Source organism: Streptomyces virginiae (genome assembly GCF_041432505.1).
GTDB lineage: Bacteria > Actinomycetota > Actinomycetes > Streptomycetales > Streptomycetaceae > Streptomyces > Streptomyces virginiae_A.
On sequence record NZ_CP107871.1, the window covers coordinates 5,273,289 to 5,290,420 of the forward strand.

The following is a 17,132-nucleotide window of genomic DNA, read 5'->3' on the forward strand; positions in this document are numbered from 1 at the left end:
GCGTCCGGGGTCTGACCTGCGGTGTGACCCACGCCGCAGGTCGACCTGGCAACCGGGAGCGCGCACGCAGCCCTCTAGGGTGGCGTGATGAGCTTGACCGGTACACCCTTCTTCGCGACGGTGATCGCCCTGACGGTGATCGCCGTCGTCCTTCCGCTGGCCGTGTGGAGCAAGGTGCGCGGCCCGGCCGCCGTACGCGCCGCCGTGCGCGTGCTGATGGTGGTGTTCGCCCAGGTCACAGCCGTCGCCGTGGTGTTCGTCGCGGTCAACCGGGCCGAGCACTTCTATGCCTCTTGGAGCGACCTGCTCGGCACAGGCAAGTACGTCACGGCAGCCCCCGACCTCGGTCCGGACGGACTCGGCGGCAAGAAGGTCGAAGAGGCGCCGAAGGTCCGCCAGCAGTTCCAGCCGGTGGACGGCGTCGGCGGGCGGGTGCGGAAGACCGAGCTCGACGGCAAGATCTCCGGGGTCAAGGGCGACGTCATGGTGTGGCTGCCGCCGCAGTACGACGACCCGGCCTACAAGGACAAGAAGTTCCCGGTGGTCGAGCTGATACCGGGCATACCGGGCACCGGGAAGTCCTGGTTCCAGGGGCTCAAGGTGCACGAGGTGCTGGAGCCGCTGATGAAGAGCGGCAAGGTCCAACCGTTCATCCTGGTCTCGCCGCGCGCCATGCTGCTCGGCAACGGCGACACCGGCTGCGCCAACCTCCCCGGCAAGGTCAACGCGGACAGCTGGTTCAGCGTCGACGTCCGCAAGATGGTCGTCGACAACTTCCGGGCCTCGGACGAGGCCCGCACCTGGGGCGTGGCCGGCTACTCGGCCGGCGCGTACTGCGCCGCCAAGCTCGCCATCGCCCACCCCGACCGCTACAGCGCGGCCGTCTCCCTGTCCGGCTACAACGACCCGGGGCAGGAGCCCTCGTCGCTGGTCGCCAAGGACCCCGAACTGCGTCGCACGCACAACCTGAAGAACATGCTCCAGGCCACGCCCACCCCGCCGCCGGTGGCGCTGTGGATGTCGGGGGCCGAGCAGGACGGCTACCTGTCCGGCCTGGACCTCAAGGCGATCGCCAAGAGCCCGACCACGGTGCACGCGGAGAAGGTCGTCGGTGGACACAACCTCGAATCCTGGTCCAAGCAGCTGCCGCAGACCTTCGGCTGGCTGAGCGGCGTGGTCAAGGCCCCGTAGCCCGCGCCGGCCCTGCGTGCCGATCGGCAGACGGCCCCCGCGGAGCCCGCGCCGATCTCTGCCGGTCGGCCGATGTGCCCGGCCCCGGCCGGCCGGGAGTCTGGTCCCACGACGAATCCGAGGGGGATCAGGGTCATGGCACACGCGGTGAGCAGCAGGAACGAGCAGGACCAGGTGGTGGCGGTGCGCCGCCGATGGTGGTCGGGTTGGCCCCGCTGGGCCCCGTACGCGGCGGCCGCGTGGTCCCTCGTCTACGGACTGGCCGGGCTGTACTGGGCCCTGGGCGGGGCCGGTTACCCCTTCGGGCCGGTCCCCGAGGACCGCTCGACGGGATCCGTCCTCGAACCGAGCCCGGCCGCCGTCCTGAGCCCGGTCATCGCGGCGCTCGGCTTCGCGGGGGCGGTCTGCGGAGTGCTCATGGCACGCCGCCGCCCGGTGGGCGGCAGCGCCACCCGGCGGTTCCTGCTCGGCTTCGGCTGGGCGCAGGCCCTCGCGCTCACGGTGGTGCTGCAGGACTACACGCTGATCGCCGTGGTCGCCTTCGCGCCGCTGCTCGTGGTGTTCGCCTTCACCGGGGTGCCCGGCCCGCAGGGCGACGTCGGTGAGATCCTCTACTGGCACCGGGACAACCTGCTCATCCTGTTCGTGGGCGGGGTGCTGTGGACCTTGGCCGTGCTGGCGTACCAGCGGCGCACCCGCGGACTGTGCGCGCACTGCGGGCGCGGCGGCCGGGCCGCGGCCTGGACCGCGCCGGAGTCGGCGGCCCGCTGGGGGCGCAGGGCCGTACTGATCGCCGTGCTGTCGAGCATCCCGTACGACGTGACCCGGGTGGCCTGGTTCTTCGGCTATCCGATGGGCATCACCGACGCGTTCCTCGAAGACATGCAGAGCACCCCGGGCATGCTCGGGATCGGGCTGGGCCTCGCGATCGCGTCGACCGTCGGCGGCGTGCTGACCCACGGGCTGATCGCGCGCTGGGGCGAGGTCTGGCCGCGGTGGGTGCCGTTCAAGGCGGGCAGGCCGGTCGCGCTCGCCACCGCGATCGTCCCGGCCCTGCTCGTGGCCGTGGTGCTCATCCCCGGCGGCCTGCAGATGATCCGGGGCGGGGACCAGCCCTTCGGCTGGGGGACCAACTACCCGGCGATGCTCTGGGTGCCGTGGGGCGTCGCACTCGGCATCGCCACTCTCGGCTACTACCTCCGCCGGCGCGGGACCTGTGGGCACTGCGCCCGCGGCTGAGGGGACTACGCGGGGCGGGAGGCGCCGGCCCAGGGCATCGAGTCGATCGGCGCCAACCGGACCGTGGATCCGGGGCGCGGGGCGTGGATCATCTGACCGTTGCCGATGTAGAGGCCGACGTGGGTCACACCGGAGTAGAAGAACACCAGGTCGCCGGGGGCCAGCTGGTCGCGGGACACGCGCCGGCCGGCGTTGATCTGGGTGTAGGTGGTGCGGGGCAGGGAGACCCCGGCCGAGCGCCAGGCCGCCTGCGTCAGGCCGGAGCAGTCGAAGGACCCCGGGCCCGTCGCGCCCCAGACGTACGGCTTGCCGATCGCGCTGTACGCGAAGGCCACGGCGCGGGCCGCGCGCGAACCGTCGGACGGGGGCGGGGGTGTGCTGCCCCGGGGCGCGGCGGAACCGGCGGAGCCGGCGGGTGCGGTGGTCGAGCCGCCGGGCGACCCGGCCTCGTAGGCGGCCCGCTCCTCGGCGGTGAGCCGGGCCAGCATGTTCTTGGCGGCGGTGAGCTTCTCCTCGATCACGGCCTTGTGCGAGGCGAGTTCCCGCTGCCGGGAGCGGAGGTCGGCCAGCCGCCCGGAGGCCTGCTCGCGGAGCTTGCCGACCTCGTCGAGCCGACGGCGCACGGTGGTGATCCCGGCGGCGTTGCGGTCCCCGGCGCGGGCGATGAACGCGGCCTGGGAGAGGTACTCCTGGGGGTCGGAGGCCATCGCGAGCTGGACGGCGGTGCCCAGGGACCCGCTGCGGTACTGGGAGGCCGCGAGCGTGCCGAGCGCGCTGCGGGCGGTGTTGAGCTGGTCGGTCTTGCGGGCGGTCTCCTCGCGCAGCCCGGTCAGCGCGCGTTCGGCCTCGTCCGCCTGTTCCTTCGCCCCGTTGTACTGCTCGGTCGCCGCCTCGGCCTCCTGGTAGAGCCGGTCCACCTCCGACTTGACCTGGGCGGGGGTGGGCCGGGGGTCGGCCTGGGAGGTGCCTTCGAAGGCGGTGGCGGTGGCAGCGCCCGCGAGGGCGAGGGTGGCGGCGGTCGTCCGTACCGGGCCGCCGGAGAGCGGGCGCTGCCTGGGCTTTCGATGACTGGCCACGCGGGCCTCACGTCCTTCCTCTGTCGGTGCCTGGAGGAGGACGCTAGACCCGAAGGTAACGGGCGGATGACGAGATGATCGCAAGTGTCTCGATACGACCGGAGCCGGCCGCCGAGGACCGGAGTGGATCGTTCCGGTGTGGGTCAGTGCCAGAGAAGGGCGATGAAGATGTTGATCACGGTCAGCCCGCCCACCGCCCCGAACAGTGCCTTGTCCACGTGCTCCTCGTCGCGCTTGACGTAGACGAGGCAGAGGATCACGAAGAGGAGCGCGAGCTTCACGCCGACCTTGACGTTGTTGACGGGCGTCCCGTCCATCTGGTTGAAGCCGACCAGGAGGACGCCGGTGACGAGCATGGTGAGCGCGCCGTGCAGCATGGCGGGCGTGAAACGGGCGGTGCCCGCGCTCATCGCCTTCATCTGGGTCAGGAAGCCACCGAGGAGCGCGGCGATCCCGATGATGTGCAGGCCGACGAAGACACTGATGAGTACGTCCATGGCGCCGAGCGTACGAGGCGGCCCGGTCGGCCGAGGAAGCGGGTCGGTGCGGCCGTCACGGCCTCCGGCCGCCCCGCCATGTCCGTACGAGATCTGCGTACAGTGGGGTCATGCCTGCTGCCGCCACCGAGCCGACCCACCCTGCCGCCGACCGCATCGAGCTGGTCGAGGTGCTGGCGGCCCTCGGGCACCCCGTCCGGCTGGAGATCGTCCGCAAGCTGGCCTCCGGCGCGGAGGCGTTCTGCGGCGAGGTCGTCCCCGACCTGCCCCGCTCCAGCGTCACGCACCACCTCAGGACGCTGCGCGAGAGCGGGCTCATCCGCCAGCGCCCCCAGGGCCGCAAGCTCTTCCTCGCGCTGCGCCGCGAGGACCTGGAGCTCCGATTTCCCGGTCTGCTCGAACTCGTGCTGGCCTGTCGGTCCCGCCCCCTAGACTCGGAATGCGATGAGCAGCCTCTTTGACGACAGTTTCCTGGCGGACCTCACCCCCTCCGACGAGGTCCCGCCGCCGCCCGAGGATCACGCCGCCCCCGAAGCGGGCGCGGACGATCTCTTCGGGGGGCGGTTCGACGTACCCATGAGCGGGGACGCGTACTACCGGGACGGCGCCCCCAGGCCCGTCATCGACCCGGCGACGCTCCTGGACGGGCTCAACGAGGAGCAGCGCGCGGCCGTGGTGCACGCGGGCACCCCGCTGCTCATCGTGGCCGGCGCCGGCTCCGGCAAGACCCGGGTGCTGACCCACCGCATCGGACACCTGCTGTCCGCGCGGAACGTCCACCCCGGCCAGATCCTGGCGATCACCTTCACCAACAAGGCCGCCGGTGAGATGAAGGAGCGCGTCGAGGGCCTGGTCGGCCCGCGCGCGAACGCCATGTGGGTCTCCACCTTCCACAGCGCGTGCGTGCGCATCCTGCGCCGCGAGTCCAAGCGGCTCGGCTTCACGTCCTCGTTCTCGATCTACGACGCGGCCGACTCGAAGCGCCTGATGGCGCTCGTCTGCCGCGACCTGGACCTGGACCCGAAGAAGTTCCCGCCGAAGGCCTTCAACGCCAAGATCTCGAACCTGAAGAACGAGCTGATCGACGAGGAAGCCTTCGCCGACCAGGCCGTGGACGGCTTCGAGAAGACCCTCGCCCAGGCGTACGCGATGTACCAGGGGCGGCTGCGCGAGGCCAACGCCCTCGACTTCGACGACATCATCATGACCACGGTCCACCTGCTCCAGGCGTTCCCGGACGTCGCCGAGCACTACCGGCGCCGCTTCCGACACGTCCTCGTCGACGAGTACCAGGACACCAACCACGCGCAGTACACGCTGGTGCGCGAGCTGGTGGGCACCGGCTACCCCGACCTGCCCCCGGCCGAGCTGTGCGTGGTGGGTGACGCCGACCAGTCGATCTACGCCTTCCGCGGCGCGACCATCCGCAACATCCTCCAGTTCGAGGAGGACTACAAGGACGCGACGACGATCCTGCTGGAGCAGAACTACCGCTCCACGCAGACGATCCTCTCCGCGGCCAACGCGGTCATCGAGCGCAACGAGAACCGCCGCGCGAAGAACCTGTGGACCGAGGCCGGCACCGGCGCCGTCATCACCGGCTACGTCGCGGACACCGAGCACGACGAGGCCCAGTTCGTCGCCGACGAGATCGACCGGCTCACCGACGCGGGCGACGCCAAGGCGGGCGACGTCGCGATCTTCTACCGGACCAACGCGCAGTCCCGCGTGTTCGAGGAGATCTTCATCCGGGTCGGACTGCCCTACAAGGTCGTCGGCGGCGTGCGCTTCTACGAGCGCAAGGAGGTCCGCGACGTCCTCGCGTACCTGCGCGTCCTGGCGAACCCCGAGGACAACGTCCCGCTGCGGCGCATCCTGAACGTGCCCAAGCGCGGCATCGGCGAACGCGCCGAGGCGATGATCGACGCCCTCGCCCTGCGCGAGAAGATCACCTTCCCGCAGGCCCTGCGCCGCGTGGACGAGGCCTTCGGCATGGCGGCACGCTCCACCAACGCGGTGAAGCGGTTCAACGTGCTGATGGAGGAACTGCGCACGATCGTCGACTCGGGCGCCGGTCCGGCGGTGGTGCTGGAAGCGGTGCTGGAGCGCACGGGCTACCTCGCCGAACTCCAGGCGTCGACCGACCCGCAGGACGAGACGCGCATCGAGAACCTGCAGGAGCTCGCGGCCGTGGCGCTGGAGTTCGAGCAGGCACGCGAGGCCGCGGCGGCCGAGGCCGCCGAGACCGGAGCCCCGGCTCCCGGGTCCGGCACCCTGGCCGAGTTCCTGGAGCAGGTCGCGCTCGTCGCCGACTCCGACCAGATCCCGGACGAGGACACCGAGGGCACGGGCGTCATCACGCTGATGACCCTGCACACCGCCAAGGGCCTCGAATTCCCCGTGGTCTTCCTGACCGGCATGGAGGACGGGGTCTTCCCGCACATGCGGGCGCTGGGCCAGACCAAGGAACTGGAGGAGGAGCGCCGCCTCGCCTACGTGGGCATCACGCGGGCGCGCGAGCGGCTGTACCTGACCCGCTCCAGCATGCGCAGCGCGTGGGGCACGCCCTCGTACAACCCGCCGTCGCGGTTCCTGGAGGAGATTCCGGCCGAGTACCTCCAGTGGAAGCGGACCGGCGCGACGCAGAAGCCGGCGGGTCCGATGCGCAGCTCGGGGTACGGGTCGTCGTCGTCCGGATCGGGCAAGGCGACGTTCGGCACCTCGCCGGAGGCGTTCCTGTCCTCGTCGCGTACGAAGTCGGGGCCGTCCGGATTCGCCACGCGGCGGGCCGCCGACAAGCCGGTCATCGCCCTGGTGGTCGGGGACCGGGTCACGCACGACCAGTTCGGGCTCGGCACCGTCATGGAGGTCAAGGGAGCGGGCGCGGACGCGCAGGCCACCATCGACTTCGGGGACGACAAGCCCAAGCGGCTGCTGCTGCGTTACGCGCCGGTGCAGAAGCTCTAGGACGACGGGCGGCCGCGCGGCCTTCGGGCCGCGCGGCCGTCACATCGGTTGTCAGGTGCGGGAGTTGCGTCGGCCGGTCGCGTCGGCGAGGTGACGTCGGCCGCGGGTTACGTGGGGTCCAGACCGTGGCTGCGCAGCCACGGCAGGGGGTCGATCGCGGATCCGCCGCCGGGCCGGACCTCGAAGTGGAGGTGCGGGCCGGTGGAGTTGCCCGAGTTGCCCGAGTAGGCGATGACGTCGCCCGCCTTGACCTTGCCACCGCGGATCTTGGTGGAGCTGAGGTGGCAGTACCAGGTCTCGGTGCCGTCGGGCGCGGTCACTATCGCCATGTTCCCGTAGGCGCTGTTGTACTGGGTACGCACGGTGCCGTCGGTGGCCGCCATGACCGGGGTCCCGTAGGAGACCGGGAAGTCGATGCCGGTGTGCACCGACATCCACATGCCGCCGGCCTGGCCGAAGTTGGCGCTGAGACCGTGCTGGTTCACGGGGATGGCGAACTTGGGGCGGGCGGCCTCCTTGGCCGCGGCCTCCTCCGCCTTCTTCTTCTTTTCCTCTTCCTGGCGCTCGCGCAGGTCGATGCGCTCCTGCGTGCGGCTCGCGCGGTCCGCGAAGTCGCCCGCGTCGGCGCTGAGCGCGACCAGTTGGGTGTCGAGCTTGGTGTTCGCCGCGACCGGTTTCACCGAGGCCGGGTCGGGCGCGGCCATCGTGGTGGGCTCCTCGGCGGGCCGGTCCGTGCCGGTGAGGCCGCCGACGGAGGCGGCCGCGACGCCCGCGACACCCATCACGCAGGCGGAGGGCACGGCCACGGTCAGCAGGGCGGAACGCTTCGCCGGGCTGCGGCGACGGCTGTTGCCACCGCTGCCGCTGCCCGCCTTGGCGGTGGAGCCGGTCTTGCCGTTGCCCTTGGTGGCCGTCCGGCGCGCGGAGCGCGGGGTCGAGGTCACGGGCATGGTCTGGGTGGGGAGGTCGTGGACCTCGGGCAGATCGTGAGCCTCGGGCAGCTCGAACGCCTCGGGCGTCTCATGTGCCTCGTGGACCTGCGGCGTCTCCTCGGAGAGCACCTCGAAGACGGCGGTCTCGCTGTAGGTGGCGGACTCGGTCTCGAAGCCGGTCTCGAACCCGCTTCGGTGACCGGGGTCGACGACGACGGCCTGGGTGGCCTCGTAGGCGTAGCCGACGGTGGTCGCCTGGTACGTGTACTCCTGCTGCTGCCCGGATTCGGGCGCGGGCTGGTACTCGTAGGCGTAGCCGGCCTCGGGCTGGGCCGGGGACTCGGCGACGGTGTTCCAGGCGGTGGCGTCGTAGGCGCCGGTCTCGGTGCCGGTGGTGCCGTAGCCCGGCATCGCCCAGTGCCCGGTCTGCTCGCCGGAGGTGTCGTAGCCGAAGGAGGGCTGCTGGTACTGCGCGTAGCCGGAGTAGTCCGTGCTCGGCGTGTTCCAGGCGCTCGCGTCCCAGCTCCCGGTGGTGTCCTCGGGGGCGACCTGGGTAGGGATCGTGGAGAGATAACTGTCCTGCGAGGCCCACGCGGTGGCGTCGTACGCGCCTGTGTCGTAGGAACCGTAGGCGGCGTAGTTGACTCCCTGACCCTGCGTTTCATAGGAAACGTAGGGGGAGTCACCAGCGAAAGCGGTGGTGGAAAGGCCGTCGTACCCGGGATCCGGGTACTGGCCCGACGTGGGGCGGTCGTTCACCAACTTCTCTTTCGCCTCGGCAGTGGGGGCCTGGGTGGCCGGGAACGCAAGGTTCACCGGAGGAGAGCAGTGGCGTGACTGTACCCGGCGGTTACTCGCCACGACAATCTTCGCCGGGTCCCCAGATCTCCGGAACCGGGCATTCGGCCGTCTTTCGGTCGTCGAAATGCGGACCCTTGGCCTTGAGTTCGAAATTAGTTCGACTGCCGGTCGCTCGTCGGTCAGGCGACGGAGGCGGCGTCGGAGCCCGTGACGGCGGCCAGACCGGGTCCGTCGAGGGTGCGTCGGACCGCCGCGATCACTGCGGGATGGGCGGCCAGCGCAAGATGTCCGATACCGGTGACCTGCACGTTCTCCACACACAGATCCGGGTGTTCGATCCGCGCGGTCGCGACCGGAATCATGATCGCGTCGAACTCGCTCCAGAACGCGACGCATCGGGTGGCGCAGCCGGGCGCGGGCGCGGCGAGCTCGGTGATCACCTCGGAGTCCGGGCGTATCTGGCGAATCAGCGGGTGCGCGTCCATGAAGGGGGCGACCCGGGTACCGGAGTGCGGGGTACCGAGGGTGACGAGCGTCCGGACGCGGCGGTCGCCGCCGAGTCGCTGCACGTAGTACCGGCCGACCAGCCCGCCCAGGCTGTGCCCGACCAGATCCACCCGCTCCTGCCCGGTGCGCTCGCACAGCTCCTCGACACGCCGGGCGAGATGGCGGGCGGTGACGCGCAGATCGAGGGTGAAGGGGGAGTAGTTGTACGCCTCCACGTGCCGCCCTCCCGCGCCGAGCGCGCGCCGCAGCAGGACGAAGACGGACCGGTTGTCGGTGAACCCGTGGAGCAGGAGCACCGGCGGCCGTGTCGTGGGCGGGCGGTCGGTGACCTTTTCCTGGCACACTCCGGTGGGATACAGCAGGAGGTGCCCGCCGAACACCATCACCTCGAGTGCGCCGGCCCGCAGCGCGGCGCCGGACAAGGGCATGGACATGGGTACGGACAGCCCCATCGACGGCCTCCCCTGAGCCTCAGCGGGACCGCGGCGGTCGCACCACCGTGCCGTGCGGCTGTCGGCACGGTGGCGCAATGCCGTCCCACGTGTGATTTCCCCCTCGTGATTGACCGCGAAACGGCGGCGTGCGCGATGCTGTACTTAACGTTCGTTCACTCGGGAGGCAGTGCGATGGGTGTGACCGGTCCGATCCGTGTGGTGGTGGCCAAGCCGGGTCTCGACGGCCACGACCGCGGGGCCAAGGTGATCGCGCGGGCGCTGCGGGACGCGGGCATGGAGGTCATCTACACCGGCCTCCACCAGACCCCCGAGCAGATCGTGGACACCGCCATCCAGGAGGACGCCGACGCGATCGGCCTCTCGATCCTCTCCGGCGCCCACAACACGCTCTTCGCGCGCGTGCTGGAACTCCTCAAGGAGCGCGACGCGGAGGACATCAAGGTCTTCGGCGGCGGCATCATCCCGGAGGACGACATCGCCCCTCTGAAGGAGAAGGGCGTGGCCGAGATCTTCACGCCGGGTGCGACGACGACCGCCATCGTGGAGTGGGTCAACGCCCACGTCCGTCAGTAGCCTCCGCCGGTTCGGCAGGAATCGGGCGGGCCGCGGCGCACCCGCGCGCGGCCCGGCCCGGTGCGGCCGTACCCGGCCGAGCGTCCCCGCGGAGGTCAGGCCGGGGTCAGTTCGGCCAGCATCGTCGCGCGCAGGCGCAGGGTCGACACGAGTCGCTGGAACGCCTCGGCCCAGTACGCGGCCGCGCCGGGGGCCGCGTCCGGCAGGTCCTCCGCGGCCGTGGTCAGGGCCTCCAGTCGGCTCGCCTCCGCGGGATCGAGACAGCGCTCCGCCAGGCCCATCACCCCGCTGAAGCTCCACGGGTAGCTCCCCGCGTCCCGGGCCGTGTCCAGCGCGTCCACGACCGCCCGGCCCAGAGCCCCCGCCCACGGCACCACGCACACCCCGAGCAGCTGGAACGCCTCCGACAGCCCGTGGGCCCGTATGAACTCCGCGACCCACTCCGCCCGCTCCGCGTGCGGGAGGGTCTCCAGCAGCTTGGCCCGTTCCGCGAGCGAGGCGGTGCCCGGGCCCGCCGCGGGCGGCGCGGACGCCGGGCCGAGCAGGGCCCGCGACCACGGCGCGTCGCGCTGACGCACGGCGGCCCGGCACCACGCCGCGTGCAGCTCCTCCGTCCAGCCGTCGCCCACGGCCACCGGCAGCGCCACGATCTCCGCCGGGCCGAGCCCCCCGAACCGCTCCCGCCAGCACGACAGCGGCGCCGCCTCCACCAACTGGCCCAGCCACCAGGCCCGCTCCCCGCGTCCGGCGGGCGGCCGCTTGACCACCCCGTCGCGGAGCATCCCCGCGTCGCACTCGGCCGGCGGAGTCACCCCCTCGGGGCCCACGCAGGCCAGCGCGCGCTCCGCCATCCGCCCCGCCAGCGCCGAGGTCGGCAGCGCCGACAGCAACTCGGCGGCGGTGGAACGGACATTGCGGCTGCGGTCGCCCAACGCCGCCTCCAGGAAGGGCTCGTCGTCCCCCGACAGCCCCACCCTCAGCGAATCGAGGAACATCAGTCGGTCCTCGGCCCGTTCGGTGGCCCAGGTCGTCGTCAACAGCCGCGGCGCGGCCGCCGCCTCGTGGGCCCGGACGGCCCCGAGCAGGGCCACCCGTTCGGCGAACAGCCCCTCCTGCCACAGTCGTTCCACCGCGGCCCGGTCGGTCACCGCCGGCAGTTCCCCGGCGCCGCCCGAACCCCCGCGCAGGGCGAACCGCCAGTCCGGATTCATCCGCGCCAGCCACAGCCCCCGCGTCCCGGCCAGAGCCAGGGCCTGCGGCCTCAGGTCCGTACGGGCCCGGGCCGCGTCCAGCAGCGCCGGTACGAGCGCGGCCGGCGAGCGGTAGCCGTGCCGCGCGGCCGCGGCCAGCCACTGCGGCAGCAGCTCCGTCAGGTCAGGAGCGCTCCCGCGCCGCCCGCCGCCGTTGACCGGACCGCTCCGCCCGGCCAGCAGCTGCGCCAGCCGGCGGCCGGCCGCCTCCGGCGGCGCCGGCCGGGGATCGCGGGGCGCGGGATCCGGCCTCGGCCCGGCCTCGGCCGGTCGCAGCCCGGCCCGGCGCCGTACGGCGTGCACGGCCGCCGCGTCGAGCAGCGCCTCCGGCGAGCCCCCGCCCCGGCGCCGCTCGGTGCCCAGCAGCGCGGTGGCGACCAGCTCCTCCCACTCCCCGTACCCCTCGTCACCCTTGTCCATCGGGCCCCTCCCTCGTCGCTCGTCGTCGGTCGCTCGTCGTGTGATGGGCTCCGGTCCCGCCCCCTCCACGGGACCGGAGCTGTCGATGTTCCCGTCTGCCCGCTCGTCTTCAGCTGGCGTGGTTGTCGTTCATGCAAGCCCCCCGGCTCGTCGTCGTTTCGCGTGCGGCGCCCCCCGGCGCCGTACGTCTTCCTTGCCGCCGCCCCCCGTGTGACGGCACAGGACCCCCCAGGCCCCCTGCGATGTGTTTCTTTTCCGCCTCTGATCAGGACAGGGCGACGGGCTCGGTCGAGCCCGGCTGCCAGGCCGTCAGGGGAGTGAAGCCACGGTGGCCGCACTCGCCGAACACCGTCACCGGGCCCCCGCCCGACAACGCGGCCAGCTGCCAGAGCCCCCCGCGTGAGCGGCCGCCCCCGGTGAGGGGCACCGGCAGGGCGGAGGTGCCCTCCGCGTCCGCCAGCTGCCAGCCGAGCTCACCCGGTATCGGAACCACCGGGCCGAGCACCACCGGCCAGGACTCCAGCCACGGGTCCTCCCGCAGCGCCGCCCCGTACGCCTCCAGGGCCGCCCCCGTGCTCACCCCGGCCGGAACCTCCGCGCACGGCACGGCCGCCGCGAACCTCTCACCGAGGTCCGCCCGCAGCCCCGCCGACCCGGGCCGGAAGCGCATCTCCGCCTCCAGCACCAGCCCCACCGGCAGTGCCAACCCCGGTGGCCGACCGGGCGGTCCGAAGTCCAGCACCAGCGCCGGCCGCCCGCCCGCCGACCCGCGCAGCCATATCCGGCGGGTGGTGAGCCGGCCGTCCGGCGACACCGTGTCGTACTGGGCGAGCACCAGCCAGCGGTCCCGTACGGCCTCCCCCTCCCCGGAGGCCGGCAGTCCCACGCGGCTGCGCACCGTCGCCGCCAGCTCTTCCGGTAGCCCGGCCACCCCCAGCCACGCCCGGTCGAGCAGGTGCAGCAGCGCCGCCTCCTCCAGCATCCGGGCGGGCCAGCCGGGGCCGCAACTGGGTATCGTCCCCAACTCCCGCACCCGCCCTGCCAGTCCGGGCGCCTGGGCGTCGACCATGCGGGCCGCCGTCTCCTCCCACCCCGCGTATCCGGCCTGCTCCTGGCCCGCGAGGCCGCCACGCAGCAGATCGGCCAGCCGCTGCTCCAGCTCGGTGACGCCCGCGCCGACGCGCGCCGCCCGCCGCTCGGCCCGCTTCCGGGCCGCCTCCTCGTCGACCGGCGCGGTCCTCCCGCCGGGGGGCCGTGCGGCCTTGGCCGCCCGGTCCGCCAGCCATTGCGCGGCCCACTCCGGAGCCTCGCCCGGCTCGCCGACCCCCTCCGCCGACCAGAGCAGCAACAGCCCCAGAGCGTGCTTGCAGGGGAACTTCCGGCTCGGACAGGAGCACTTGTACGCGGGACCCGTCAGGTCCACGACCGTGCGGTACGGCTTGCTGCCGCTGCCCTTGCACAACCCCCACACAGAACCGGAAGCGGAACCTCCGATCTGCAACCACGGCCCTGCCCCGCCGAGTCTGCCCCCCGCCTTGCGTGAGGCGTCGTCAGGAGCCAGATCCAGTACCTGTTCCGCCGTCCAGCGGTCCCCCTGATCAGTCATGTGAACCACCGTAGAGACCCCCACTGACAATCGCTCTGACCAGCAACAACGCTATCCGCGAGGCCCGTTGTCAGTGGCGTGGTGCACCGTGGGGTCAGCAGTCGGGAGCGGCTGCCGAGCTTTGGAGGGGGACCATGACCATGCCCGAGAACGAGCAGCGAGCAGAGGCTCTGCGACCGCACGCCGAAGACGCCTTCGCGCACGAACTGAAAGCCCTCGCGGCCGCCGACGACCGGCCCCGCCCGACCCGCTGGAAGCTCTCCCCGTGGGCCGTGGCCACCTACCTGCTCGGCGGCACCCTCGACGACGGCACGGTGATCACACCCAAGTACGTGGGACCGCGCCGCATCGTCGAGGTCGCCGTCACCACCCTGGCCACCGACCGCGCCCTCCTCCTGCTGGGCGTCCCCGGCACCGCCAAGACCTGGGTGTCCGAACACCTCGCGGCCGCCGTCAGTGGAGACTCCACCCTCCTCGTCCAGGGCACCGCCGGTACCCCCGAGGAAGCCATCCGCTACGGCTGGAACTACGCCCGGCTGCTGGCCCACGGCCCCAGCCGCGAGGCACTCGTCCCCAGCCCCGTCATGCGGGCCATGGCCGAGGGCATGACCGCCCGCGTCGAGGAGCTCACCCGCATCCCCGCCGACGTCCAGGACACCCTCATCACCGTCCTGTCCGAGAAGACCCTCCCGATACCGGAGCTCGGCGAAGAGGTGCAGGCCGTCCGCGGCTTCAACCTCATCGCCACCGCCAACGACCGCGACCGCGGCGTGAACGAGCTCTCCAGCGCCCTGCGCCGCCGCTTCAACACCGTGGTGCTGCCCCTGCCCGCCACCGCCGACGCCGAGGTCGACATCGTCGCCCGCCGCGTCGACCAGATGGGCCGCGCCCTCGACCTGCCGGCCGCGCCCGAGGGCCTGGAGGAGATCCGCCGCGTCGTCACCGTCTTCCGCGAGCTGCGCGACGGGGTCACCGACGACGGCCGCACGAAGGTGAAGTCGCCCAGCGGCACCCTGTCCACCGCCGAGGCCATCTCCGTCGTCACCGGCGGCCTGGCCCTCGCCGCCCACTTCGGGGACGGCGTACTGCGCCCCTCCGACGTGGCCGCCGGGATCCTCGGCGCCGTGGTCCGCGACCCGGCGGCCGACAAGGTGGTCTGGCAGGAGTATCTGGAGGCAGTGGTCCGCGAGCGCGACGGCTGGAAGGACTTCTACCGGGCCTGCCGCGAGGTGACCGGATGAGCCCGAGCCCGACGCGGGGCCCGCTGCTGCTGGGCGTGCGGCACCACGGGCCCGGCTCGGCCCGCGCCGTCCGCGCGGCCCTGGAAGCGGCCCGGCCCGAGGCGGTGCTCATCGAGGGCCCGCCCGAGGGGGACGCGCTGCTGCCGCTCGCCGCCGAGAAGGGGATGCGGCCGCCCGTCGCGCTCCTCGCGCACGCGGCGGACGATCCGGGCCGGGCCGCGTTCTGGCCGCTCGCCGGGTTCTCACCCGAGTGGGTGGCCATCCGCTGGGCCCAGGAGCACGAGGTCCCGGTCCGGTTCATCGACCTCCCGGCGGCGCACTCGCTCGCCACCGCGGCGGACGGGCCGGACGGAGCCGGGGCCGAGCCCGACGCCGTCCGGCTGGACCCCCTGGCCGTGCTGGCCGAGACCGCCGGGTACGACGACCCCGAGCGCTGGTGGGAGGACGTGGTCGAGCACCGCGGCGCCCGGGGTACGGGGGAGGACGTGCTCGGCGCCTTCGAGGCGCTCGGGGAGGCCATGGGAGCCCTGCGCGAGGCGTACGGCGACGGGGGCCACCGGCGCGACCTGGTGCGCGAGGCGTACATGCGGCAGCGGATGCGGGCCGCCCGCCGGGAGTTCGGCGACGCCTACGCCGTGGTGTGCGGGGCCTGGCACGTCCCCGCGCTACGGGCCAAGGCCACCGTGGCCGCCGACAAGGCCCTGCTGAGCGGCCTGCCGAAGGTCAAGGTGGAGACCACCTGGGTGCCCTGGACCCACCGCAGGCTCGCCCGGGCCGGCGGGTACGGCGCGGGGATCACCTCCCCCGGCTGGTACGCCCACCTCTTCACCGCCGCGGACCGGCCCGTCGAGCGCTGGCTGACCAAGGTCGCCGGACTGCTGCGCGAGGAGGACCGGCAGGTCTCGTCGGCACACGTCATCGAGGCGGTCCGGCTGGCCGAGACCCTCGCCGCGATGCGGGGCCGACCGCTACCGGGCCTGACGGAGACCCTGGAAGCGGTCCGGGCCGTGATGTGCGACGGCTCCGACATACCGCTCGCACTGATCGAGGACCGGCTCGTCGTCGGCGACGTGCTCGGAGAGGTCCCGGACGGAGCCCCCGTCGTACCCCTCCAGCGCGACCTGACACGACAGCAGCGCACACTGCGGCTCAAGGCCGAGGCGCAGGACCGCGAGCTGGAACTGGACCTGCGCAAGGACACCGACACGGCGAAGTCCCTGCTGCTGCACCGGCTGCGGCTGCTCGGCATCGGATGGGGCACCCCCGTCGCGTCCCGAGCCGGCACCGGAACCTTCCGGGAGACCTGGCGGCTGCGGTGGGAGCCGGAACTGTCGGTGCGGATCGCCGAGGCCGGCATCTGGGGGACCACCGTCCTCGGCGCGGCCACCGCCAAGGCCGAGGCGGACGCCGCCGCGGCCGAGGAACTGGGCGAGGTGACGGCCCTGGCCGAGCAGTGCCTGCTGGCCGGGCTCGCGCAGGCACTGCCCGCCGTACTGCGGGCCCTCGCGGACCGGGCCGCGCTCGACACCGACGTGGCGCGACTCGCCAAGGCCCTGCCGGCCCTGGCCCGTTCACTGCGGTACGGGGACGTCCGCGGCACCGACGCGACGGCGCTCGGCGCCGTGGCGGCCGGGCTCGCCGAGCGGATATGCGTGGCGCTCCCCTCGGCCTGCACGGCCGGCCTGGACGCCGACGCGGCCGCGGAGCTGCGCGGCCACGTGGACGGGGTGCACGGGGCGATCGGGCTGCTGGCGGACGCCGACGAAGGGCTGCGGGCGCGCTGGTCCGCGGTGCTCGCCGTACTGGCCGACCGGGACACCGTGCCCGGCGTGATCCGCGGCCGGGCGGCCCGGCTGCTCCTCGACGACGGGCGGCTGCCGGCCGAGGAGACGGCCCGGCTGATGGGGCTGGCCCTGTCCCCGGCCTCCTCCCCGGCCGACGCGGCGGGCTGGATCGAGGGCTTCGCGGGCGGCAGCTCGGGCGGGGGCACGCTGCTGGTCCACGACGACCGGCTGCTGGGCCTGATCGACGCCTGGCTGGTGGGGGTGCCGGAGCGGGCGTTCACCGACGTACTGCCGCTGCTGCGGCGGACGTTCGGGGCGTACGAGCCGGGTGTGAAGCGGACCTTGGGCGAGCTGGTGCGACGCGGGCCGGGCGGTGCGGCTGCCGCCGCCTCGGCGTCCGCGGCCCCCGAGGGCTTCGCCCCGGAGCTGGATCCGGAGCGGGCGGACGCGGTGGTGGGGCTGGTGCGGATGCTGCTCGCCGGGTGAGGTGCGGCGCCGTTTCCGGGTGCGCTGCCCCCGGACCCCCGCGCCTCGAACGCCGGCGGGGCCGAGTGCGGCCGGGCTGAACGCGCCGGGTGGATGGAAGAGACACG

The 17,132-nt window shown here is 73.1% G+C and carries 13 protein-coding genes; 7 read left to right on the forward strand and 6 right to left on the reverse strand.

Going from position 1 to position 17,132, the window contains the following annotated elements; genetic code table 11:
• Positions 1-87: 87 nt before the first annotated feature.
• Complete coding sequence (locus tag OG624_RS24685) at positions 88-1,191, forward strand: alpha/beta hydrolase (RefSeq protein WP_161290267.1); 1,104 nt, start codon at positions 88-90, stop codon at positions 1,189-1,191.
• Positions 1,192-1,326: 135 nt separating this feature from the next.
• Positions 1,327-2,430, forward strand: a complete 1,104-nt coding sequence (locus OG624_RS24690) for an NYN domain-containing protein (protein ID WP_161290269.1) — start codon at positions 1,327-1,329, stop codon at positions 2,428-2,430.
• A 5-nt stretch (positions 2,431-2,435) separates the two neighbouring features.
• Here the strand turns inward: OG624_RS24690 and OG624_RS24695 are convergent, their stop codons facing one another.
• Positions 2,436-3,506, reverse strand: coding sequence for a C40 family peptidase (locus OG624_RS24695; RefSeq protein WP_033219504.1), 1,071 nt, complete (start codon positions 3,504-3,506; stop codon positions 2,436-2,438).
• A gap of 143 nt (positions 3,507-3,649) precedes the next feature.
• Entirely contained in the window at positions 3,650-4,003 is a 354-nt protein-coding gene (locus OG624_RS24700) for a hypothetical protein (protein WP_033219506.1), read from the reverse strand.
• A gap of 110 nt (positions 4,004-4,113) precedes the next feature.
• Between OG624_RS24700 and OG624_RS24705 the strand changes: the two genes are divergently transcribed.
• Both OG624_RS24705 and pcrA read left to right on the forward strand, forming a co-directional pair.
• Positions 4,114-4,464, forward strand: coding sequence for an ArsR/SmtB family transcription factor (locus tag OG624_RS24705; RefSeq protein WP_033219508.1), 351 nt, complete (start codon positions 4,114-4,116; stop codon positions 4,462-4,464).
• Positions 4,448-6,970, forward strand: coding sequence for a DNA helicase PcrA (pcrA, locus tag OG624_RS24710; protein WP_033219510.1), 2,523 nt, complete (start codon positions 4,448-4,450; stop codon positions 6,968-6,970). The genes OG624_RS24705 and pcrA overlap by 17 nt, the downstream gene beginning before the upstream one ends.
• A 107-nt stretch (positions 6,971-7,077) precedes the next feature.
• Here the strand turns inward: pcrA and OG624_RS24715 are convergent, their stop codons facing one another.
• Both OG624_RS24715 and OG624_RS24720 read right to left on the reverse strand, forming a co-directional pair.
• Positions 7,078-8,661 carry a M23 family metallopeptidase gene (locus tag OG624_RS24715; RefSeq protein WP_371639846.1) on the reverse strand — a complete coding sequence of 528 codons (1,584 nt, stop codon included), beginning with the start codon at positions 8,659-8,661 and terminating at the stop codon, positions 7,078-7,080.
• Between the two features lie 221 nt (positions 8,662-8,882).
• Positions 8,883-9,662 carry an esterase/lipase family protein gene (locus OG624_RS24720; RefSeq protein ID WP_161290275.1) on the reverse strand — a complete coding sequence of 260 codons (780 nt, stop codon included), beginning with the start codon at positions 9,660-9,662 and terminating at the stop codon, positions 8,883-8,885.
• A gap of 174 nt (positions 9,663-9,836) precedes the next feature.
• Here OG624_RS24720 and OG624_RS24725 point away from each other — a divergent pair, with 174 nt between their 5' ends.
• A complete protein-coding gene (locus tag OG624_RS24725; protein WP_030712743.1) occupies positions 9,837-10,238 on the forward strand; it encodes a cobalamin B12-binding domain-containing protein in 402 nt (133 codons plus the stop codon).
• A gap of 95 nt (positions 10,239-10,333) precedes the next feature.
• Here OG624_RS24725 and OG624_RS24730 read toward each other — a convergent pair whose 3' ends face one another.
• A complete protein-coding gene (locus OG624_RS24730; RefSeq protein ID WP_371593310.1) occupies positions 10,334-11,908 on the reverse strand; it encodes a DUF5691 domain-containing protein in 1,575 nt (524 codons plus the stop codon).
• 265 nt (positions 11,909-12,173) lie between these two features.
• Positions 12,174-13,514 carry an SWIM zinc finger family protein gene (locus OG624_RS24735; RefSeq protein ID WP_033219514.1) on the reverse strand — a complete coding sequence of 447 codons (1,341 nt, stop codon included), beginning with the start codon at positions 13,512-13,514 and terminating at the stop codon, positions 12,174-12,176.
• A gap of 134 nt (positions 13,515-13,648) precedes the next feature.
• Between OG624_RS24735 and OG624_RS24740 the strand changes: the two genes are divergently transcribed.
• Both OG624_RS24740 and OG624_RS24745 read left to right on the forward strand, forming a co-directional pair.
• Positions 13,649-14,755, forward strand: a complete 1,107-nt coding sequence (locus OG624_RS24740) for an ATP-binding protein (RefSeq protein ID WP_033219515.1) — start codon at positions 13,649-13,651, stop codon at positions 14,753-14,755.
• Positions 14,752-17,025: a DUF5682 family protein gene (locus OG624_RS24745; RefSeq protein WP_371639847.1), complete on the forward strand. Its 2,274-nt coding sequence runs from the start codon at positions 14,752-14,754 to the stop codon at positions 17,023-17,025. The genes OG624_RS24740 and OG624_RS24745 overlap by 4 nt, the downstream gene beginning before the upstream one ends.
• Positions 17,026-17,132: the final 107 nt, after the last annotated feature.

What these genes read in the sequence shown, in the direction of transcription:
- OG624_RS24685 (WP_161290267.1), top strand. Translation starts at nt 88, where the DNA reads ATGAGCTTGACCGGTACACCCTTCTTCGCGACGGTGATCGCCCTGACG.
- OG624_RS24690 (WP_161290269.1), top strand. Translation starts at nt 1,327, where the DNA reads ATGGCACACGCGGTGAGCAGCAGGAACGAGCAGGACCAGGTGGTGGCG.
- OG624_RS24700 (WP_033219506.1), bottom strand. Translation starts at nt 4,003, where the DNA reads ATGGACGTACTCATCAGTGTCTTCGTCGGCCTGCACATCATCGGGATC.
- OG624_RS24705 (WP_033219508.1), top strand. Translation starts at nt 4,114, where the DNA reads ATGCCTGCTGCCGCCACCGAGCCGACCCACCCTGCCGCCGACCGCATC.
- pcrA (WP_033219510.1), top strand. Translation starts at nt 4,448, where the DNA reads ATGAGCAGCCTCTTTGACGACAGTTTCCTGGCGGACCTCACCCCCTCC.
- OG624_RS24720 (WP_161290275.1), bottom strand. Translation starts at nt 9,662, where the DNA reads ATGGGGCTGTCCGTACCCATGTCCATGCCCTTGTCCGGCGCCGCGCTG.
- OG624_RS24725 (WP_030712743.1), top strand. Translation starts at nt 9,837, where the DNA reads ATGGGTGTGACCGGTCCGATCCGTGTGGTGGTGGCCAAGCCGGGTCTC.
- OG624_RS24730 (WP_371593310.1), bottom strand. Translation starts at nt 11,908, where the DNA reads ATGGACAAGGGTGACGAGGGGTACGGGGAGTGGGAGGAGCTGGTCGCC.
- OG624_RS24735 (WP_033219514.1), bottom strand. Translation starts at nt 13,514, where the DNA reads ATGACTGATCAGGGGGACCGCTGGACGGCGGAACAGGTACTGGATCTG.
- OG624_RS24740 (WP_033219515.1), top strand. Translation starts at nt 13,649, where the DNA reads ATGACCATGCCCGAGAACGAGCAGCGAGCAGAGGCTCTGCGACCGCAC.
- OG624_RS24745 (WP_371639847.1), top strand. Translation starts at nt 14,752, where the DNA reads ATGAGCCCGAGCCCGACGCGGGGCCCGCTGCTGCTGGGCGTGCGGCAC.